Here is a 19,671-nt window from a genome sequence, read left to right as displayed (position 1 = left end):
CGTGTCAACGGGACTGGCGATTGGCGCCGGGCTCCGAAGCGTCGGTCAAGCGGCGGGCCAGGACGCGCTCCGCTTACCACCGAATGCGGTAAAAAGTCCAGTCGGCTCGTCCTTGACCAATGCGTGTCAACGGCGATAGCATCGATTCCGCTTGCTGGTGCTACCTGTTTTCCCTACATAAATGGTTCAGCGCACTGCCGGATGGCGCTCGCGCGGAGTCTTCATTTTCGACGGGTATCATCGCGATCGATGTGGGCAGTCGATTCGTTAGGACTGTTACCGACGTACGTTCCCGTCGAAAGAGGGGCGCGAGCCATTGGCTACCGGCGAACTCGCCCGATGCCAGCGCACAATGGTCGCATTGCGTGGGGGTGCCCGGCCGTCCCGAAAAACAACCAATAATTCTGACTCCCCGGGGATGTTCGTGAAAAGTGTGCGGGCGAAATGTTGAAGATAAGGGTTTGGGCCATTTGCCTGGGGCTGGTGCTCTGCGGCCCCGTCACGGCTGTGCAGGCCGTGCGTGACCGTCTCGAGCTCGACGTGTCGTGCGACGGCTGCAAGCAGGTGGGCCGCAAGGGCGCCAACGCCGACGTGCGCCGCATCGTCCACTTCTCGCGCACGGCGTTGCTCTCGCTGCCCATGCATACGATCGACACGTCAACGCTCTGGACCACTTCGGCCCGCTGGGAGGGGCCTCGTCTGGCGGATGTCCTCGCCCGGGCCGGTTTCAAGGGCCGAACGCTTCGCGTCTACAGCTACGATGGTTCGGTGCAGGACATCCCCATTGCCTTTGTTCATCGCTATGAGCCGATTCTCGCGTACCGTGAGAATGGCGTAGAGCTGTCCCTTCGCAACTTCGGTCCGCTGTTTCTGATCTTCCCGCGCGACCAGCATCCCGATGTACTCGCCTCCGAAGTCGGCTCGCGCCGTTTCGTCTATCAGATCAAGCATATCGAGGTTCGATGATGGCTTCGGACGGCGTGTCACGACGCATTCGGATCTTCATATACACGCTGCTCTTCGTGCAGCTCGTCGGCTTGTGGGCGTTCTCCGGCTACCTTTTCATTGCGTCCCGCACCCAGTCTGAGTCTGCCGGGCCCGTAGGCGCGGAGGCCAGTTTCGCCTCGGTCATCGGTACGGAGCAGGCCGTCGACCGCACGCAGATCGACATGCTCAAGGTCGCCAACGGGCTCGCGAGCGCCGACGACATCGACGCCTCGCTACAGATACTCGAGTCTCGAATCGCGCAGATTTCGGGGCGCGGCGCCATGTCGCGCTTCATGGAATATCCGCAGTATGTCGCGAGTGTCGACAAGGTCAAGACCATATATGCCGAAATCGAGGCCATGCGCAACCAGGCGGGCAACGCCGATACCTGGATCACGCCGGGGATTACGAAATTCGACGAGATGCGCACGCCACTCTCGGAACTCGAGATGGTCGTCGGTGAAATCAACGCCCGTCGGCGCGACGAGGTCCGCGAAGACTACGAGCATCGCCGCAGCATGCTCATGGGGTCGAGCATCGGCGCGACGATTGTGCTGCTCACGCTCGCCTACCTGTTTGCGTCGAACGCGCGCAAGTTGCGCGATGTCAGCGCGAAGCAGAAAGAAGCGCTGCAACGGGAGACGGCCGCCGCATTGTCCGCCGCGAACGCCGTGAATGCGCGCAACGCCTTCCTGGGCATGATCGGGCACGAGCTGCGCACACCATTGCAGAGCATCATGGCGGCCACGGATGTACTCGTTGAACGCAACTTCACCGGCACGGACAAGCTGCTTATCGACCAGTTGGCACGCGCGGCCAACGTGCTTGAGGCGCAGATGAAGGATCTGACGGATTTCTCGCGGATGGAGGCGGGACAACTCGCGCTGCGCAAACGCATCTTCAATCCCTATGGGGTTCTGAATGCCGCGGTGGAGTCGGTTTCCGAGCGGGCGCGTCGCAAATCGCTGGCGCTTCGTCTGGAGTTCGACGACTGGCAGGTCAAGGTGCTTTCGGACCCGTTCCGGATTCAGCAGATCGTCACAAACCTGCTCGACAATGCCATCAAGTATGCCGACCGCGGCAGCGTTACCCTACGGGCGAATCTCGAGCGGCTCCCCGGGATCGACCGTCTCAGCGTCGACGTGATCGATACCGGGCGCGGCATCGACCGCGTGAGCCAGGAGCAGATCTTCCAACCCTTCACGCAGATCGACACACCGGAGAGCAAGCGCGTCGACGGCATCGGCATGGGACTCACGATCGTTCGCGGCCTCGTCGAACTGCTTGGCGCGAAGCTCTCGCTGGAGAGCGAAGTCGGCAAGGGGTCGAAGTTTACCGTTGTGTTCGATCTGGAGCATGTCACCAGCGAGATGGAGACGCCTGGCACAGAGCCGGGCGCGACGGCCGTCGCCGCGCCTTTGGAGGTGGCCGCCATGGCCGGCTCGCCGGCCATGGCAACGGCGCGCGCTTCGGGGGCGCCGGCCGCGGTGGAGGCCGAGCCGGACGTCAGTGCGGTGGTGGTGCCTGCGGGCCAGACACCACGCCGCGTGCTGGTGATCGACGATCAGGCCGACGTGCGACATACCATCGAGATGCTGCTTCGCGTGAACGGCATCGAGTGCGAGAGCGTATCCAACGCTCGCGAGGCGTATCGCCTCGTCGAACGTACCCCGTACGATGCCATCATGCTCGACCTGAACATGCCCGAGATCGACGGCGTGTCGGCCGCCATGGAAATTCGTCGCATGGGCGGCATCAACGCGGATGTGCCGCTCATTGCCTTCAGCGCCCAGGCACCGGAGGTCATTCCCGCGCATCACCTCAGTCTGTTCGAGCATTACCTCATGAAGCCCGTGCGCGGCGATATTCTGCGCGTGGTGCTCGAGAGCATCTGGGCGACCCGCGGCGTCGGGCTGTAGCGCCCGTGGCGCCGCACAAGGGCGCGTAGAAGGGCGAGAGGTAGGGCGCGCTCAGCGCTGCGCCAGGCGCTTGTTGAGCTCGGCGACAAGCAGTGGCAATCGCGCGGGCTTCTCCAGCACGTCGACGTCGAACGCGGTAATCGCACGGGCGATATCGGACTCGTTGACGTTGCCCGCCTGCATCTGTCCGGTCAGGATGAAAACCGGGGCGTCGGGGTTGTCGGAGGTGCGAATCTCCGAGAGCGCGGTCTCCGCCGTCTCGTGATCGAGCATCCAGTCGACGACGTAGGCGTCGAACACCGTCTGCTTCAGTGCTTCGCGAAATGCCGCGGCGCTGTAAAACGCGCGGGCGTCATATCCTTTGCTGTTGAGATACATGCACACCGTGTCGGCCGTGCGTAATCCGCCTTGCGCGTCGCTGCCGCCATCGTCGTCCACCACCGCCACGGTGAGGCGCGTCGGCACGAGCGACTTCGGTCGGATCTCGATCAGCTCCACCACGAACTTCTTGCCACGCGGCGCCATGTCCGACGGATAGAGGCGCCAGCTCCCCGCCGTCGACATCGCGACATACTCGGACCCCTGACCGGTCAGGATCTCCGGCCCTATCCACGCCTGGCACGGCACCAGGTGGTTGCCGAAGTCGAGCAGCGCAGGCACGCCCTGTGCGTGTTCCGATGTCTCGGGATCGAGCAGCGCGGTAATGGAAGCGTTGAATGCGGCCGCCACGTCGCGCAGCTCGCCGTAAGTCCAGTTGCTCTGTCCGCGCATTTTCCGATGCGCCTGCGCGGGACTCAGGCCGAGCGTCTTCGCGAGCGCGCCCGTCTGCTTCGATTTAGGGATGGCGTGACGTTCCATCAATTGGCCCACCCGCTGGGCCATCAACAGGTTGTCGTCCGAACTTTGCATGTGCGTTATGTCGTCCTGAATGAAGGGGAGGCGTTCCGCGTGCGGCCACGCACCTCACAACGGTCGTCTCCGGGTCTTGTGTACTTCGTGGAACCGGCGCCTAACGCTAGCGCAAGTTCGAGCTATCAGAAATGATGGGGTTGTTTCAATGTGTTACAAAAATGAAAGCGAAAAGCGATTGAAAGACAAAATTCGCTTCGTATAATCTCGCAAAACGCAATTCAGTTTGCATTAAACGAGAAAATTTAGGACTTCTCTCTCTCATTTGATGCCAAGGTGTAGCGTGTCGCTGCCGGTGGACGCCGGTGCCGTGATACGCGAATCCGTTGACCGGGGCAATCCCGGCCGTCTTTTTCCAGAAACCGAAATATGTCGTAACGCGAGGCTCTGCGCCCGGTCGCGTGGGGCCTTCTTTTGCCCGTAGCACCCTGCCGTACTTCTTACCAACGAGGAGCGTATCATGCTGCAACCCAAGACTGTTCGCAAATTTCGTCCCCGTCACCAGCGTGGTCAAGGGATGACCGAATACATCATTATCGTCGCGCTGATTGCCGTGGCCGCCATTGGCGTCTACGCCGCTTTCGGCAAGACCATCCGCAACCAGACAGCCGGTCTGGCGCTGGAAATGGCGGGCGACTCGAACTCCAAGAAAGCCATCAAGAATGCGGGTGACGCTGCCCAGGATTCCAGCAGCAAGGCGAATCAGCAGAAGAACCTGAGCAACTACGCCGACGGTAACCAGTAACGACCACTGGGCCGGCACGGCGGAGGATGCATCATGGACGTTCGATTCCGACGGCAGGGTCGCCGCGCTCGCGAGCGCGGTCAGGCACTGCCACTCGCAGCGGTACTGATGGCGGCCGGGGCTGCCGCCATGTATCTGGCGTTCAATGCATCGCAGCTGGTGCATGCAAAGACGAAACTCCAGGACACGGCCGACGCTGCAGCGTACAGCGTCGGCGTGCTCCAGGCGCGCGATCTCAATTTCGCCGCCTATACCAATCGGGCAATGATCGCCAATCAGGTGGCCACTGCCCAGATGATCAGTATCAAGTCGTGGATCGATGAGGTCGACGGCACCTATAAGAACGATCACTGGTTCGACACGCTGATCCAGAGCACGGTCACGCCGAACCAGCTTTGGACCATTCCCAAGAAGACGCTCGGCAGAGAAGTCAGCCTCGCCAAGCGCGTGCTTGACCGGGCGACCACGATCGCCACGCTGGGACTGGACCAGCTCGAGTCCGTGCTGAGTCTCGAGCAGTCCGCATATCACGGCGCCATTGCGCTACAGATTCCGCTCGTGGCCGAAGAGATCGCGCAGGCCAACGAGCCGAACACGCACGTCAGCAAGACCTATTTCGCAACACGTGGCGCGTTGTCGCTCTCGTCGGCGCTAGGTTTCCTGTCCAAGAACACACCGCAAGGCAAGACCGGCAAGGACCGCTTCGCCGACGTGCTGACGGACAAGGCCACGCTCGACGAGTTCGTCAAGCAGCGCGGCGTCAACATCCGCACGCCCATGGTGCCTGTCGGCATGGTGCAGGGTTGTCCCGAGAGCTTCGTGACCGCCACCAACTGGCACGCCGGGGGAACGCAACTCCGTCAGGACAAGAAGGGATGGGAAGGGCTTGACGCCACCGACGTGAATGGGGTGTGGATCTGTGTGGTCGAGGTCTTTCCGATCATCATTCCGCTCAAGTGGACGGCCGGTTCGGGCGGCGCGGCCAACGGTCCGGGAGGACGCTATTCCGGGCGCACCGGTTATGGCGGCTACAAGGATTACGGCGGCTCGCTGACCAATATGCTGACGACGCTCGCCGCCAATTCCCAGTACAAGTCGGGGCCGGGCAAGTCGCTCTCGCGCAGCGGCGGCCTCCAGCCGTATCTGGAACTCAAGACGCAATCGACGCCGGCGAACGGCGCCGACTTCAATCGAGCCCCGACGCTCGTCATCGAGGCGCAGCGCGCGTCGCCGTCGATCAATACAACGGACCGGCTCCAGATCGCGCAAGGCTCGCTGGCCGTGTCCGACGGCACCGCGTCCCAACAGATGCGAGCCATGTCCAGCGCCAGCGCCTACTTCATTCGCCCGGGCGACAGTGGTGGCGTGGCCGGCGCGCTGCGCAATGCCGCGAACTGGCGGCGTGGCGACAACAAATGGGAGTACCCCAGCGTGTTCAATCCCTATTGGCAGTCGTCGCTCGTGGAGACGAGCACGCTCGCGCTCACGGCTGGCGATGCGGCCCAGGCTTCGGGGGCGCCATGACGCACCGCCAGCTCAGTCCCAGGCGCGTGCGGCGCGCCATGCCCCGCGCGCAACGTGGCCAGGCGATGGCCGAGACGGTCGTCATCGTCGGCAGCGCGCTGCTCTTCGCATTCTGGGCGATCAACATGATCGGCCATCTGTCGGATGTGCGCGACCGCACCGAAGCGGCGGCGCGCTATGCCGCGTGGGAGCGAACCGTCTACTACGACGACAACGGCTGGGCGCCGAAGTACGGCAACGCCGCCACCAAGTCCGACGCCGCGATTCGAAGCGAGATTGCGCAACGCGTGCTGGGCCGTGGCACGAAGATCGACCGGGCCGACGGCACTCGCAATCAGCTGCCGTCGTCGGAAGAGCCCATGTGGCGAGACATCGCGGGCAACACGATCCTGCAGAAGTATGGCGACCTGCAGGTCTCGCACACCGTGGGCGGCACCGGCACGGTTGCCGACAAGGCCCTCAATGCGCTCGGCTCGCTCAGTGGCATTGGCGCCGGGTTCGACCTGCCGACGAAGAACCAGCAAAGCGCCAGCGTCTCGCTGCGCGTGGCCGGAGACAGCCCAAGCCTGGTGGCGCTCTGGCCAAACTGGGCCGGCGTGACGTTCAGCGACAAGCACGTCCTCCTGACTAACACCTGGACCCCCGACGGCAGCAACAACGCCAAATCGGTCATCGCGGGCGCAGTGCCGACCGCCAAGGGGGCCGTGCTCGATTACGCCCTGGACGTGCTCGCCCCGGCGGCGATCGATATCACCACCCTCGACCTCGGACGCATCCAGCCCGACGTCGTACCTGCCGACCGCCTGGGGAACAAATGAAACGTGTCTTTGCAGTGATTGCGCTCGGTCTGGCCTGCATCGGCACACCGGCGTGGGCGGACAGTGCTTGCGACGACGTGCCGGTCAAGGCGAAACAGGTGTCGTGGGCCGGCGAGGACATGGTCGTGAATGGCCTGAAGATGCGGGCCGCGGTCATGACTTTTTCCGAGCCCGTGAGTGCCGTGCGCGAGGCCTTTCTCGCGTACTGGCGCGCACGCAATGCGTCGATGCGCGCCGCGGACGACGGCAAGACCCTCACGCTCTCGGCCATCGACGGACAGTGCAGCTACACGCTGCAGGTGCTCTCGAACGCCCAGGCGGACTACGCGGGCATCTTCAGCGTGGCGCATCTGGATCCGGAAGCGGCCAGGACGCCCCGCGTACTCCAGCCATCGAATTACCCGTTGCCCGAAGGGCGGGTCGTATTCGACATGCAGTCGCAGGACGGCGGCAACGTTGCGCGCACCGTCCAGCTGGCGTTGACGGCGGTCTCGGCGCGCCAGGCGATGGGACGTTACGCGCAGACGCTGCGTCAGCGTGGTTGGCGAACCCTGGCCGCGGGCGCATCGAGCTATCGGCGAGCGAACCCGCAGGGATACGCGCTTGCCATGCAGAAGGATGGCTACCGCCTCGACGCGTCGTTTACCGACGCCACGGGCAAAACCATGGTGATCGTCAATGTTGCCTTTACCAACGGATAAGTCGCGCCGGGCACGGCGCGCGGGCCTCAAGTCGCAACGCGGACAGGCCTATGTGGAGTACGTCGTGGTCGTGTTGCTGGTGGTGGTCGTCTTGCTCGCGGGCAATGGCTCCGTCATGACGCAACTGCTCGCGGCGTTCAAGTCGTTCTATTCGGCGTTCTCGTACGCCCTTTCGCTGCCCTGACACACGGGCAGGGCGATCAACCGACTGATGGATAAACAGAAATGATGTTCAAGAGAATCAAGACACAGGCGTTGATTCACAATCCGTGGGTCATGCTCGGGGTGGCGGTATTCGCGGCGGCGCTGCTGACCTTGTGGATATACAAGTACATGTCCGGCCGCGAAGCCGCGATGCGTCAGTCGCTCATGGAATCGATGAACGCGAACACCCGCGTTTCGGTGCTCGTGCCGACGTCGGACCTGAAAGCCGGCGCGACCGTGACCACGGGCAATTTCGCCGCGCGTCAGGTGCCTGTCGACTTTGTCTACGACGACACCGTGCGTGCCGACGAATTCGACGCCGTCGAGAACCAGACGCTCGTGCGCGCGGTGCATCGAGGCTCGCCGATTCGCCGGGCGGACATTTCCGCCATGCAGGCGCGGGACTTCTCCGACATGCTCAAGGCAGGCACGCGCGCCCTGACCATCGACATCGACGCGACGAACTCGGCAGACAACATGCTCAAGCCGGGCAACCACATCGACCTGTTCCTGATCGCCAATCCGCCGTCGAGCGCGCCGGGCACGAGCAACGGCGGATCGGGCGGCAATGCGCAATCCGCCCAGCTGCTGCTCTCCGATCTCACGGTGCTGGCTACCGGTCGCGACGTGCGCCCGCGCGACTACGGCGAGCAGATGTCGCGTGATCGCAGCGAAGACGCGCCCAGCGACGAATACGGCAGCCTGACCTTGCAGGTCACGCCGGAGCAGGCCGGCAAGATCGCGCTGGCGCAGAAGATCGGCAGCCTGCGCGCGGTGCTGCGCAACCGCTCCGACAAGGCCGCCACGCCCGATGTGGTGGTGCATCAGTCGGCGCTGTTCGGCGACGCGGGCGCCGACGGCATCCAGTACATCATCGGCGGATCGCACGACAGTTCCGTGTCGGTGCGTCCCGAACTGGCGATGCCCGGGATGCGCACACCGATCGCCGACGCGGCGGCGGCGTCCCGCCCGGCGCTCACGCCGAGCGATGCGCAGCGTCGGGTCATGGAGCAGGTTCAGTCCGCACTGGCAGGGCGACGGGGGCAGTAACGCGCCAGTCAGGCACACGGGGGCACACGCATTCGCCCAAGGCGCGGCGCGCATGAGACGACACGACCGCGCGCCCACTCAAACGTAAGAATACGACACGCACGACAATGAAAACCGAACTTCAGGGAGTGCCTTCGCGAGCGAAGCGAGGGGTTTGCTTGTTCACCGCGGTGAGCTTCGCATGGCTGAACATGACGACCCCGGTCCTCGCGCAGCAGGCGCCCGCCGCCGCACAAAAGGCACCGGGCCAGCAGACGCCGGCCACGGCGCCGAAAGCTCCCGCACAGCAACTCGCCGCTCGCAGCGCGTCGGTCAACGACGCTGCGGCCGTGATCTACGAAAACCGTAACGCCCGCTCGGCCGCGAGCGCGCCCATGTTCATGTACAAGGGCGAAGTGCGCGTGATCCCGATCGAGGGCAAGGTCAAGCGTGTGGCCGTCGGGAACGGCGACCTCATCAATGCTTCCGTCGTCGACCATCAGTTGCTGCTGCTGGCGCAGGCCCCGGGAGAGACGTCGCTGGTCGTATGGACCGACCAGGGCATGGCGATCAATACGAAGGTCTCCGTCTCCACGCTCGATCGCAACGCCACGCTCGCGCGGCTGCAACGCTCGCTCGGCTTCGTCGAAGGACTTAGCATCGACGCAAATGGCGGTCATTTCATTGTCCACGGCAAGGTTCACGCGGAGCAGGCCAAGATGCTCTCGAATGCGCTCGACGGCCTGCCGGACGTGATCAACCTGATCGAGACCGACGAGGGCTCGTCGCTCAAGAAGACGGTGCACTTCAAGGTCGACATCCTCGAGATATCGAAGACCGCCGAGCGTAATCTCGGCATCAAATGGGACTCGCAGATCAACGGCCCGCAGGGATCGCTCGCCGGCAACGCCGTGCGCACCGGCCGCTATCGTCCGTTCCCCGATACCGGCACCGCAGTCTTCGACAATGCACCGAGCTCCGCCGGCGGCTCCGTGGGCGGCGCCTTCCTCGGCATTGCCACGAGCATCACGTCGAAGATCAACATTCTTGCGGCGAACGGCGACGCGTTCGTGCTCGCCCAGCCCGAACTGAACTCGCGCAGCGGCGGCAAGGCGACGTTCCTGTCCGGCGGCGAAGTGCCGATTCCGGTGTCGGCGGGCTTCGGCGCGCAGGACGTCATCTACAAGGAATACGGCATCCGCCTGGAGATCGCGCCGACGGTCGATGCGACGAACACGATCAGCGCCGATCTCATGACCGAAATCAGCCAGATCGATCCGTCGATGAACGTCAACGGCTACCCGGCATTCCTGACACGCCGATCGACGACACAGGTCTCGGTGCGCCCGGGCGAGACGTTCGCTATCGCGGGTCTGGTCAATGCCGACGCGTCGAAGGCAGTCGACAAGGTGCCGGCGCTCGGCGACATTCCGATTCTCGGCCACCTGTTCAAGTCGACCGACTTCCGCAACAACAAGAGCGATCTCGTCTTCCTCGTCACGCCGTACGTGGTCGATGCGAGCAGCCCGACGAACACGAGCCTGATCAATCGCGGCGCGGACGTGGACGCGAACTACCGCCACTCGTTCGGCGATCCGAGCCCGCTGCCCGAAGCAAACGCGCGGCGCGAGGAAGAGGTCCGCGAGCAGAACGCTCCGACGCCGCAACTGCCGAAGGCCGATCCTCAGGACCGTCCTTGAAGCTTGTCGAAATCACGGCGACCCGCCAACGTCTGGAGATGGCCATGAGCACCGAGAACGAAGTGCTTCCTTTGAAAATCCGTGTGCATGACCGCGCGGGCAAGGAGGCCGAGTACACCTTCGCCGGGCGCGCGTCGCTCGGCAAGGACCCCGGCTGCGATGTCGTCCTCAAGGGACTGCTCATCGGCAAGACGCAGGCCACGCTCGAACCGCGCAACGGTCATTGGTACATCGAGGATCAGGGCGGACTGGCCTCGACGCTCGTCAACGGCGAGCAGATCACGTCGTATGGCCCGCTCACGAGTGGCGACCGCATCGAGATCGGCGCGTTCCGGATCAGCGTGCACAGCGATACCGTCCACCGGCAACCGGCCACGGTGCAGCCAACGGTGCGCGCCGATGCCAGCAACGATGCTCTCCAGGCCGGGCAGGGCAGGGTCCAGGTGGCCCCCGCGGTTGCGTTGCGCGAAGAGGCGCCGAAGGTCGTCAACGGGCTGAACCCCGTGCGTGCCGACGCCACCGACGGCGCACCGAAATCGTCGCAGGGGCGGCAAGCGTCGAGTGGCGGTGGCGCTGCGGTCCCGGTTCGCGCGGGACAGGTGAGCGCACCGGCCGCGCCATCCGACGCCGCGTCGCGACACCATGACGCGACAGTCCGCCCGGAGCCCGTGCGCGCCGCGCCAATCGCGCTCACGCCGTCGCGCCCCGCGTCGCCGCCGCCAGCCGCACCCGCGGTCGTTCAGGCCCAGCCGCCGGCCGCACATCCCGACGCGGCCGGACTGAACTCGCCGGAGGGCATCGAACTGCGCAAGACCGCGCACGACCGCCTGATCGCGGCGATGGATCTGCGTCGTGTCAACGTGGCCCGCATGAGCGAAGCCGAGCTCTCCGAGACGGTCGGCTCGCTGCTGCGCTCGGTGCTCGCCGCCGACCCGATCTTCAAGACGACCAGGATTTCGCACGATGCGCTCTTCAAGAGCATCTTCGACGAAGTGATCGGCCTTGGGCCGCTCGAGTCGTTGCTGGCCGACGATTCGATCACGGAAATCATGGTCAATCGCTACAACGAAATCTTCATCGAGCGCGGCGGTCGCCTGAGTCGCACCGAGACGACGTTTACCGACGATCAGGCCGTGCTCGGCGCTATCGAGCGTATCGTCGCGCCGCTCGGGCGCCGTATCGACGAGAGTTCACCGATGGTCGATGCGCGCCTGAAAGACGGTTCGCGTGTGAATGCGGTGATTCCGCCGCTCGCGCTCAAAGGGCCGAACATCACGATCCGAAAGTTCGCCAAGCAGAAGCTGCAGGGCGACGATCTGGTACGTTTCGGCTCCATCTCGCCTGCGATGATCGCATTCCTGCGCGTGGCCGTGGAGCAGCGCGCGAACATCGTGATTTCCGGGGGGACGGGCTCGGGCAAGACAACCCTGCTCAACGTGCTGTCGAACTTCATTCCCGACAATGAGCGCATCGTGACGGTCGAGGACGCGGCCGAACTCAAGCTGGTGCAGAGCAATCTGGTGTCGCTCGAGGCGCGCCCGGCGAACATGGAAGGCAAGGGTGCGATCCACATTCGCGATCTCGTCAAGAACACGCTGCGTATGCGACCGGACCGGATCGTCGTGGGCGAATGCCGCGGCGGCGAGGCACTCGACATGTTGCAGGCCATGAATACCGGGCACGACGGCTCGCTCACCACGGCACACGCCAACTCGCCGCGCGACTGCCTGTCGCGACTCGAAGTGATGACGCTCATGGCGGGGCTGGATCTTCCGGTGAACGCGATTCGCGAGCAGATTGTGTCGGCTGTGGACCTGATCGTTCAGCAAACGCGTTTCTCGTGCGGCACGCGGCGCGTGACGCACGTCACGGAAGTGAGCGGCATCGAGTCTGGCACCGTGCAGTTGCAGGATGTGTTCGTGTTCAAGCAATCCGGCTACGGCGAGGACGGCCGGGTCCAGGGGACGTTCCATTCGACCGGCTACGTGCCGGACTTCTATCAGGATCTGATTCGGCGCGGCATTCCGGTCGATACGTCGATCTTCGCCGATTGAGGCGGGCGGGGTGCGCCGGCACCCGCCCCGGGACTTGCATCAAGGAATATCGTCATGATGACCGCAGTGGTACTGGCTTCGTCATTCATCGTGCTCACGCTAGTGGGGTGGGCGCTCATCTTTCAGGGCAAGACGTGGTTCGTGCGTCGCTCCGCGCGCGTGGCGGACGAAGTCGGCACGGGGCTCGCCGACCTCTTCATTTTCATCAACACCAGCCAGGTAGCCATGCTCAGCGCGGTGGCGGTGGTGGCCATCCCGCTGGTGGTGTTCGCGATTTCGGGCAACGTCGTGCTCACTGTCGTAACCATTCCGTTGAGCCTGCTGGCCCCGCGCTTTCTGGTGCGCCGGATGCAGCGAAAGCGCCTGCTCGCCATCGAGAAGCAGTTGCCTGACGCATTGCTGATGGTGTCCGGCGCGCTGCGCGCCGGCGCGAGCTTCCCGGTCGCGCTCGAGAGTGCCGCTCAGGAGGTGCCGCCGCCGATCTCGCAGGAGCTCGCGCTCCTCATTCGCGAGGTGCGGCTCGGGGTGGACATGGCCGATGCCCTCCAGCACATGGAGAAACGCCTGCCAATGCAGGACTTCCTGATGGCGACGGCCGCGATCTCGATCGCGCGCGAAGTCGGCGGCAATCTCGCCGAGACGCTCGAGACGGTGGCGCGCACCCTGCGCGACAAGCAGCAGATGGAAGGCAAGATTCGCTCGCTCACGGCCCAGGGCAAGGCGCAAGGCCTGGTGATGACGCTGCTGCCGGTATTCCTGATCGTGGTGCTCGCGCAGATGGAGCCGGTCGCCATGGCGCCGTTGTTCGACAAACCCATCGGCTGGGCCACGCTCACCGTGATCTTCATCATGGAATTGCTCGGCTACCGCTCCATCAGCAAGATCACCAATATCGACGTCTAAGCCATGTTCATCGCCATCGCCTTCATTCTCTCGCTCGGGCTGATCATCGTCGTGGGCGTGATCGTGCGCTCGCTCACCACCCTCAGCGGCAGCGTTCCGAGCGAGGACCGTGAATTTCTCGATCCACTGTCGCGCCCACTTCGCATGCTCTGGCCGCTGGTGCGATTCGCCGAGCACCACTTCGGCAAGTACTACCCCGCGAAGCTCGTCGAGCGCACGCAGAATCAGTTGCAATTGACGGGGCGAAGCTTCCTGATGTCGGCCACGCAGTTTCTGTCGCTGTCGATCGTCGTGATGCTGATCGCGCTTGTGCTGGGCTCGCTCGTCAACCACTGGCTGGAGCTCAACACGATCCTGTTGCCGCTGGCCGCGGCCGTGCTGGGTTTCTTGCTGCCTCGGATGTGGTTGCGCGACATTCGCGCCCGGACCGTCAAGCAAGTGACGCGTCAGTTGCCGGTCTACCTCGACTTCCTGACGCTCTCGATCGAGGCGGGCCTGAACATCAACGGTGCCATGACGCAGGCGGTGAGCAAGGGGCCGGCCGGCGCGCTCAAGCGCGAGTTCGAGCACGTGCTGCGCGACCTGAAATCCGGTTTGACGCGCGCCGACGCCCTGCGGCGAATGGATAACCGGTTGCAGGTCAAGGAAGTGACAAACTTCGTGGGTGCCGTGGTACAGGCCGAGCGCATGGGAGGCGGGCTCGCAACCACGCTGCGATTCCAGTCGGAGCAGCGTCGTACCGAGCGCTTCCAGCGCGCCGAGAAGCAGGCGATGGAGGCGCCGGTGAAATTGATCTTCCCGCTGGTGATCTTCATCTTTCCCGTGACGTTCATCGTGCTGGGCTTCCCGATCGTCATGAAGTTCATGCAGGAGGGCCTGTTGTGAAAGCTGTCAGCCTGTATCTCGGCGCGCAACCGCTGGCGCTGGCGGCGCAACTGACGACACGGGCGCACGAGCGCATGCGCGGCTGGCTGGGCAAGCGTCACGTGGGCCCGGGCGATGCGCTGTTGATCTCGCCATGCAACGCCGTGCACACATGCTTCATGCGAACGCCCATCGACGTGGTGTTCATCGACAGGCAAGGGCGGGTGCTGGCCGTGCACGCCAACGTGGGCGCCTGGCGCTATCGCATGCACTGGCGCGCGCGCATGGCGCTGGAGCTCGCGCCAGGGCGCAGTCGTGCGCTCGGCATCGAGCGCGGCAAGGCGCTCAGCGTGCGCCCCATCGGATCTTAAGGAGAACGGAATGCGAGCCAGGCGTCGGCCCAACGCGCGCAACGGCAATGCGCCCATGTCAGGCGCAACCCGCGCCCAGCGGGGACAGGCCGCCACGGAGTTCATTATCGTGGCGCCCATCGTCCTGTTGCTTTGTCTTGGATTGATACAATTTGGTCTGCTATATCAGGCAAAGAGTACGCTAAACTACGCGGCACTCATGGCAGCACGCGCCGGCGCCGTCAACCACGGCACCAAGAGCGCGATGCTCTCCGGGCTCGCGCGCGGACTGGCGCCGTTGTTTACCCATCAGACGGGGCTCAGCGCTCAACAGATCGCGATCCTGAGCGCGCAGACCGAGGCGCGCAACCCGGGCATTACGAAACTGACCGTGGTCAGCCCGACGGCGGCCGCTTTCTCCGACTTTGCCCGCACGAACTATTACGCCGGCAAGACGGTTCGCGAGATTCCGAACGACACGTTGATGTATCGGGACAACACGCCCGGCAACGGATCGCGTATCTCGATCCAGGATGCCAATCTGCTGAAGATCAGTGTGCAGTACTGCTATGAGTTGTACGTGCCGTTCATCAACCGGGTGATCTATTCGCTGGTCAACGGCACAAGCGATATTTTTTCGACCGGCTCGGTCGATGGTTCGCTCGATTTCGGTACCGACGGCAATAGCTGTCGCGCGTATTCGGCGATCTCGGGCGGATATCGCATACCAATTCAGGCCGAAGCGGTGGTGCGCATGCAGTCGCCGTTTCGTGGAGGGTGAGGGATGCGGCTGCGTGAAGGATTCGTGACACATGTCGTCGTCATGCTGGTCGCCGCATACGGCACCGGGGCGGCGACGAGCGCCGACGCGGCGTCGGTCGTGTCGACGCGCAAGGAAGGCGGCGTCGAGATCATTTCCTCCCGGAGCGTGCCGACGATTGCGCCGATGCCGGTCGCGCCCGGCGTGCCCGCGTCGTCCGCCGCGGCGTCCGCATCACCGAACGTGGGGCAGCCCGCACCTGCGCAGATGGCGCCTTCCGCGACGCCGGCCGGTTCGCCGGGCACGGTGGTGACGGTCGAGCCCGACGCGGCGATACCCGAGGGGCGCGAGGCGATGAAGGGCCTGAAGGCAACGAAGCCCTCAGGGCCGAAGACCCGCATCGACGAGACCGCGATTCGTGGCGACCACCGGTTGCGTGCCAATCTGCTCACGCGCAACGGCACGCCCAACGAGGAGGCGGACAACGAAGCGCACCGGCTGGTGCGGGAGCATCGCGCGAAGGTCGAGGCCGACCTCAAGGCGACGCTCATGGCATATGACGAAGGCAAGCGCAACGGCGCCAGCCGTGAGAAGTTGAACAAGTTACAGGAACGTATTCGCGCGGATCTGGATCTCGTGTCCACGTTGTCCCGCGCGGAACAAAACTAGGAGCCAGTCTGCAGTGATGCATTCGAATTCCCGCCCGGCGCGCAAAGCGCTCGCATGCACGATCCTCGCGCTGGGATGCGCGCTGGCGCTCGCCGGTTGCCACAAGAAAGCGCCCGAAAAAACCTCGGAGCCGTCACTCGATTCGAACGCCGCCTCCGCGCCGGCCTCGCCGCAGTCCAGCGCATCGAGTGCGCTGGGTGCCACGCCTGCCGCGGCGGCGCCGGCCACGCGTGATGCCGGCGATGTCAATGTCGCATCGCTGCCTCAGGGCGCCTTCGCGCTGAACCAGAAAAGCGACGACGACGCCTGGTTCCGTCTGCTCAATGACGTCCCCGATTCGACCGGCATTCAGGACAGCCGGAATCCGTACACGATCTCGATCGCGCTGCCCGGCAACGCCACCATTCACGCCTTTCGCTTCGTGGCGAGCAATCAGGTCAAGGTCACGCCGAACCACCTGAAGGTCGAGACGTCGGGGGCCTCGGCCGACGGCCCTTGGACCGTAGCATATGATCAGGATGTGCCGGGCGCTGCCGATATCGCGCCGGGCAAGGTCATCGAGGCGGAGATGGCGGCGCCCGTCACGGCCCGCTGGCTGCGTTTGACGCTGTCGTCGCCGCCGGGGGCCGCGCCCTATGGCATCGGCCTCACGCAGTTCGCCGCACTCGGAAAGTTCGACAATGCCGAAGCCTCGGTGCGCAATGTCGCCGGGCTGTATCACTTTCCGCTGAATTTCGGCTCTGACGGTTACGTGCTGCTCAAGCAACAAGGCGCCGGTATCGACGGCTGCTATTTCGAAGCCGTGCGCGGCGGCGGCAACGGCGTGCGCATCGGCAAGCTGCTGGGTACGATCTCCGGCGGCATCGAGCACGGCGGCGTGCTGCGCTTTACCCGGACCGAAGCCGACAGCAACACGGTCACGCCGGGCATCATGACGTTCGAGCCCAATGGCAAGCACGTCTATACGGCGCTCATGCTGGGCGACACGCGGGACTTCGATCACGTCAAGGAAGTCGGTGGCAATCGCATCGGCGACAGCGCGCTGGAGTGCAAGGTCGGCAATGCGTCGCCCGCCGAAGCGCAGCTCGAGAAGACGGGCAAGCTGGCGCTCTACGGCGTGAACTTCGATCTCGACAAGGCGACCTTGCGTGCCGATGCGAAGCCGGTGCTCGACAATGTGGCCGGCATTCTCAAGGCACACCCGGACTGGAAGATCGAGATCGGCGGCCATACCGACTCGACCGGTTCATCGGGACACAATCAGACGCTCTCGACGCAACGCGCCGAGGCCGTGCAGCAATACCTGACGGCGGCGGGCGTGAAGGCCGATGGATTGAGTGCGAAGGGGTACGGCGACACGCGCCCGATGGCACCGAACAGCAGTGAGCTCGGCCGGTCCCAGAACCGTCGCGTGGAACTGGTTCGGCAATGAGGCGAGATACCCCTCGACGTTGGCACGATGCTCTGCGGATGGCGGGCGTGGCCTGGCTGCTCTCGCTCCCGGCATTGGCAACCGCGGGAGGGGTCGTTTATATTGTCGGCGGTTCGGGCGCAGGCGCGGGGGCGCCGGCCCGGAACGTGACGAAAGCCGTAACGCCGAGCGGCATGGCCGGAACTGGCACGCCTGCGGGAAGGGCACGCGGGGTACTCTTGAGCGGTGCGGCATTGCAAACCGGATCTTCGGCGTCGAACGGCATCTTCGTTGCGCCGTCTTCCGCGCGCAATGCCTGCGAGGGTTGCGATTACCGTGCGTTTTCCGCATTGATCGGCGCGGCCGCCAACGCAACGCGCATCGATCCCGCGCTGGTCGCGGCGGTGATCGACGTGGAATCGGGTTTCGATCGTTCCGCGCGCTCGCATGCCGGTGCCGGCGGGTTGATGCAACTCATGCCGGGCACCGCAACGAGCCTCGGGGTGGCGGATGTCACGGACCCGATGCAGAACGTGGTGGGCGGCACGCGGTATCTTGCCCAGTTGCTCGACCGGTTCGGTGGCAACGTACCTTATGCGTTGGCGGCGTACAACGCCGGGCAGGGGGCGGTGATCCGCCACGGCGGCATTCCGCCTTACGCCGAAACTCGGGCGTACGTCCCGAAGGTGCTGGCGCGCTACCAGCATTACACCCGTTTGAACGCGGAAGGTAGCACGGAGATGCCCCGTGCGCAGAACGCAATGAGAGCGCCGACAAGTGCGCTCCGTAAATTCCAACCAGATGACGGATCGGCTTTCCGGGGTGAACGAGCGCACGCGCAATTGATCGATTACCGCCGCTGACGCAACGCGCCGGCGGCGTAACGAAATTTGCCGTGCATGCCCACCATTTTGGAGAACGTTCGACATGAGTTCGACAACCCGTCTTCGACGCAAGGCACTACTGGGCCTCTGTCTCGGCACGCTCGCATCGGCCGCCTGGGCAGGCGCATGCGACGCCCCATGGATGCATGAGGGTGGCGGCTTCACGCTCAGCGCGCAACCCGGCGCGCGCGCCACGCGCACCACGCGCACCACGCGCTTCACGCTCACCCAATTCAAGAAGGACAACGGCGACCGATGCAGCGGCAAGCTCACGGCGCGCACTTCGATGACCGTGGGCGGGCGCAACTTCGACAGCGAAAGCGCAGTCGATCTGAGCATCGACCACGGCAAGGTCCAGGCGCGCGGCACGACGGGCAGCAAGCTCCCGGGCGATAAGCACGGCAAGGGGGTGGACTCGCTGGCCGGATCGACGTCCGTCGAAGGCAGCGGGCTGATGAACTACATCGGCCAGGTCTCCGCGCCCGGCCAGCGCCTGCCTGCCATGAAGATGACGCACAACATCAACGCGCAGATGGCCGCCATGGGCGCCAACATGGGCCAGGTGCGCATCCCGCAAATGACCACGCAGACGTCGGAACGCTCGGTTGGCGCCTCCGAAACGCTTCAGACGGCGGGCGGGCGCCTGTCGTGCTGGCCGATCAGCTATGAGCGGTCGACTGACACCGGCAACGTTCAAATGCCCGGCATGACGCGTCGGGGCAACACCACGACACGTATCGTCGACCATTTCTGTCCCGCGACGGGACTGGTGATGCGCCAGGACATCGAACAGGGCGGCGAACGCTCGTCGCTGGTCGTCACCGATATTCACTAACCCACGACGGAGTCTCATGACGATGATGCAAAAGACGACCGCGCGCGCATGGCTCGCAGCGGCGGCCTCTGCCCTGGCAATGGCGGCACAGATGGCGCACGCGCAAACCGCGGAACAGACGAAAAAGCTGGTCGCGACGGGCGTGCAATTCGCGGCGAGCGACGCGCACGTATCGATGGCGCTTTGCGGCGCCGATGCCAAACGCGTTGAGGAAATGAAGGCGAATGCCAAGCGCGAATTCGCCGACGACCCGAATTTCGAAGCCGACTGGGCTCGCGGCTGGCAAGCGGCTCAGCGTACGATCACGGGAGCCAACGAAGTCAAGGCCAAGAACCCGTCGGAGTATGCCAGTACGCGTGAGGACATCTGTCGCGACGCGATGGCACCCAAGTCCTGAGACGGAGG

General features: G+C 64.4%; 20 protein-coding genes. 19 read left to right on the top strand and 1 reads right to left on the bottom strand.

Going from position 1 to position 19,671, the window contains the following annotated elements:
* The first annotated feature begins 444 nt into the window (after window positions 1-444).
* Window positions 445-966 carry a molybdopterin-dependent oxidoreductase gene (locus W930_RS26320; RefSeq protein ID WP_051610634.1) on the top strand — a complete coding sequence of 174 codons (522 nt, stop codon included), beginning with the start codon at window positions 445-447 and terminating at the stop codon, window positions 964-966.
* On the top strand, window positions 963-2,906 hold the full coding sequence (locus W930_RS0106105; protein WP_023874369.1) for an ATP-binding protein: 1,944 nt from the start codon (window positions 963-965) through the stop codon (window positions 2,904-2,906). Before W930_RS26320 ends, W930_RS0106105 begins: the two co-directional genes overlap by 4 nt.
* Window positions 2,907-2,957: 51 nt before the next feature.
* On the opposite strand, the gene W930_RS0106100 is transcribed toward W930_RS0106105, so the two are convergent.
* Window positions 2,958-3,815: a helix-turn-helix domain-containing protein gene (locus tag W930_RS0106100; RefSeq protein ID WP_023595955.1), complete on the bottom strand. Its 858-nt coding sequence runs from the start codon at window positions 3,813-3,815 to the stop codon at window positions 2,958-2,960.
* 460 nt (window positions 3,816-4,275) lie between these two features.
* Here W930_RS0106100 and W930_RS0106095 point away from each other — a divergent pair, with 460 nt between their 5' ends.
* The 17 genes from W930_RS0106095 (at window position 4,276) to W930_RS0106015 (ending at window position 19,663) form a co-directional block, all read left to right on the top strand.
* Window positions 4,276-4,560: a Flp family type IVb pilin gene (locus W930_RS0106095; protein ID WP_023595956.1), complete on the top strand. Its 285-nt coding sequence runs from the start codon at window positions 4,276-4,278 to the stop codon at window positions 4,558-4,560.
* 33 nt (window positions 4,561-4,593) lie between these two features.
* On the top strand, window positions 4,594-6,084 hold the full coding sequence (locus tag W930_RS0106090) for a pilus assembly protein TadG-related protein (RefSeq protein ID WP_023595957.1): 1,491 nt from the start codon (window positions 4,594-4,596) through the stop codon (window positions 6,082-6,084).
* The gene (locus W930_RS0106085) at window positions 6,081-6,902 is read left to right on the top strand and encodes a hypothetical protein (protein WP_023595958.1); all 822 of its coding nucleotides are present in this window, start codon (window positions 6,081-6,083) and stop codon (window positions 6,900-6,902) included. The genes W930_RS0106090 and W930_RS0106085 overlap by 4 nt, the downstream gene beginning before the upstream one ends.
* Complete coding sequence (locus W930_RS29070) at window positions 6,899-7,603, top strand: hypothetical protein (RefSeq protein WP_023874368.1); 705 nt, start codon at window positions 6,899-6,901, stop codon at window positions 7,601-7,603. The genes W930_RS0106085 and W930_RS29070 overlap by 4 nt, the downstream gene beginning before the upstream one ends.
* Window positions 7,581-7,787: a hypothetical protein gene (locus tag W930_RS0106075; protein WP_023595960.1), complete on the top strand. Its 207-nt coding sequence runs from the start codon at window positions 7,581-7,583 to the stop codon at window positions 7,785-7,787. The genes W930_RS29070 and W930_RS0106075 overlap by 23 nt, the downstream gene beginning before the upstream one ends.
* Before the next feature lie 41 nt (window positions 7,788-7,828).
* Window positions 7,829-8,857 carry a Flp pilus assembly protein CpaB gene (cpaB, locus tag W930_RS0106070; RefSeq protein WP_235195515.1) on the top strand — a complete coding sequence of 343 codons (1,029 nt, stop codon included), beginning with the start codon at window positions 7,829-7,831 and terminating at the stop codon, window positions 8,855-8,857.
* A 191-nt stretch (window positions 8,858-9,048) separates the two neighbouring features.
* A complete protein-coding gene (locus W930_RS26310) occupies window positions 9,049-10,536 on the top strand; it encodes a type II and III secretion system protein family protein (RefSeq protein WP_158516336.1) in 1,488 nt (495 codons plus the stop codon).
* Between the two features lie 44 nt (window positions 10,537-10,580).
* Window positions 10,581-12,590, top strand: coding sequence for an ATPase, T2SS/T4P/T4SS family (locus tag W930_RS29490; protein WP_081371777.1), 2,010 nt, complete (start codon window positions 10,581-10,583; stop codon window positions 12,588-12,590).
* Between the two features lie 54 nt (window positions 12,591-12,644).
* Window positions 12,645-13,493, top strand: a complete 849-nt coding sequence (locus W930_RS0106055) for a type II secretion system F family protein (protein ID WP_023595964.1) — start codon at window positions 12,645-12,647, stop codon at window positions 13,491-13,493.
* A gap of 3 nt (window positions 13,494-13,496) precedes the next feature.
* Entirely contained in the window at window positions 13,497-14,378 is an 882-nt protein-coding gene (locus tag W930_RS0106050) for a type II secretion system F family protein (protein ID WP_023595965.1), read from the top strand.
* A complete protein-coding gene (locus W930_RS0106045; protein ID WP_023874364.1) occupies window positions 14,375-14,728 on the top strand; it encodes a DUF192 domain-containing protein in 354 nt (117 codons plus the stop codon). Before W930_RS0106050 ends, W930_RS0106045 begins: the two co-directional genes overlap by 4 nt.
* A 10-nt stretch (window positions 14,729-14,738) precedes the next feature.
* Complete coding sequence (locus W930_RS0106040; protein ID WP_036642854.1) at window positions 14,739-15,488, top strand: TadE family protein; 750 nt, start codon at window positions 14,739-14,741, stop codon at window positions 15,486-15,488.
* Window positions 15,489-15,491: 3 nt separating this feature from the next.
* Window positions 15,492-16,136, top strand: coding sequence for a hypothetical protein (locus W930_RS0106035; protein WP_023874362.1), 645 nt, complete (start codon window positions 15,492-15,494; stop codon window positions 16,134-16,136).
* A 16-nt stretch (window positions 16,137-16,152) separates the two neighbouring features.
* Window positions 16,153-17,568 (top strand): OmpA family protein, encoded by a 1,416-nt coding sequence (locus tag W930_RS0106030; protein ID WP_023874361.1) that lies wholly within the window; start codon window positions 16,153-16,155, stop codon window positions 17,566-17,568.
* Between the two features lie 233 nt (window positions 17,569-17,801).
* Window positions 17,802-18,410 (top strand): lytic transglycosylase domain-containing protein, encoded by a 609-nt coding sequence (locus W930_RS31045; RefSeq protein WP_272945168.1) that lies wholly within the window; start codon window positions 17,802-17,804, stop codon window positions 18,408-18,410.
* 64 nt (window positions 18,411-18,474) lie between these two features.
* Window positions 18,475-19,266 carry a hypothetical protein gene (locus W930_RS29060; RefSeq protein ID WP_051610633.1) on the top strand — a complete coding sequence of 264 codons (792 nt, stop codon included), beginning with the start codon at window positions 18,475-18,477 and terminating at the stop codon, window positions 19,264-19,266.
* Between the two features lie 16 nt (window positions 19,267-19,282).
* On the top strand, window positions 19,283-19,663 hold the full coding sequence (locus W930_RS0106015; protein WP_023595972.1) for a hypothetical protein: 381 nt from the start codon (window positions 19,283-19,285) through the stop codon (window positions 19,661-19,663).
* Window positions 19,664-19,671 lie beyond the last annotated feature (8 nt).

Origin of the sequence: Pandoraea sp. E26 (assembly GCF_000681415.1) — a bacterium.
GTDB lineage: Bacteria > Pseudomonadota > Gammaproteobacteria > Burkholderiales > Burkholderiaceae > Pandoraea > Pandoraea pnomenusa.
The sequence above is the reverse complement of the archived record's forward strand: the minus strand, read 5'-3'. Positions and strand labels throughout refer to the sequence as shown.

Bases quoted from the DNA above. Each gene is read 5' to 3' on its own strand.
- W930_RS26320 (WP_051610634.1), top strand. From the start codon at position 445: ATGTTGAAGATAAGGGTTTGGGCCATTTGCCTGGGGCTGGTGCTCTGC.
- W930_RS0106105 (WP_023874369.1), top strand. From the start codon at position 963: ATGATGGCTTCGGACGGCGTGTCACGACGCATTCGGATCTTCATATAC.
- W930_RS0106100 (WP_023595955.1), bottom strand. From the start codon at position 3,815: ATGCAAAGTTCGGACGACAACCTGTTGATGGCCCAGCGGGTGGGCCAA.
- W930_RS0106095 (WP_023595956.1), top strand. From the start codon at position 4,276: ATGCTGCAACCCAAGACTGTTCGCAAATTTCGTCCCCGTCACCAGCGT.
- W930_RS0106090 (WP_023595957.1), top strand. From the start codon at position 4,594: ATGGACGTTCGATTCCGACGGCAGGGTCGCCGCGCTCGCGAGCGCGGT.
- W930_RS0106085 (WP_023595958.1), top strand. From the start codon at position 6,081: ATGACGCACCGCCAGCTCAGTCCCAGGCGCGTGCGGCGCGCCATGCCC.
- W930_RS29070 (WP_023874368.1), top strand. From the start codon at position 6,899: ATGAAACGTGTCTTTGCAGTGATTGCGCTCGGTCTGGCCTGCATCGGC.
- W930_RS0106075 (WP_023595960.1), top strand. From the start codon at position 7,581: ATGTTGCCTTTACCAACGGATAAGTCGCGCCGGGCACGGCGCGCGGGC.
- cpaB (WP_235195515.1), top strand. From the start codon at position 7,829: ATGATGTTCAAGAGAATCAAGACACAGGCGTTGATTCACAATCCGTGG.
- W930_RS26310 (WP_158516336.1), top strand. From the start codon at position 9,049: ATGACGACCCCGGTCCTCGCGCAGCAGGCGCCCGCCGCCGCACAAAAG.
- W930_RS29490 (WP_081371777.1), top strand. From the start codon at position 10,581: ATGAGCACCGAGAACGAAGTGCTTCCTTTGAAAATCCGTGTGCATGAC.
- W930_RS0106055 (WP_023595964.1), top strand. From the start codon at position 12,645: ATGATGACCGCAGTGGTACTGGCTTCGTCATTCATCGTGCTCACGCTA.
- W930_RS0106050 (WP_023595965.1), top strand. From the start codon at position 13,497: ATGTTCATCGCCATCGCCTTCATTCTCTCGCTCGGGCTGATCATCGTC.
- W930_RS0106040 (WP_036642854.1), top strand. From the start codon at position 14,739: ATGCGAGCCAGGCGTCGGCCCAACGCGCGCAACGGCAATGCGCCCATG.
- W930_RS0106035 (WP_023874362.1), top strand. From the start codon at position 15,492: ATGCGGCTGCGTGAAGGATTCGTGACACATGTCGTCGTCATGCTGGTC.
- W930_RS0106030 (WP_023874361.1), top strand. From the start codon at position 16,153: ATGCATTCGAATTCCCGCCCGGCGCGCAAAGCGCTCGCATGCACGATC.
- W930_RS29060 (WP_051610633.1), top strand. From the start codon at position 18,475: ATGAGTTCGACAACCCGTCTTCGACGCAAGGCACTACTGGGCCTCTGT.
- W930_RS0106015 (WP_023595972.1), top strand. From the start codon at position 19,283: ATGACGATGATGCAAAAGACGACCGCGCGCGCATGGCTCGCAGCGGCG.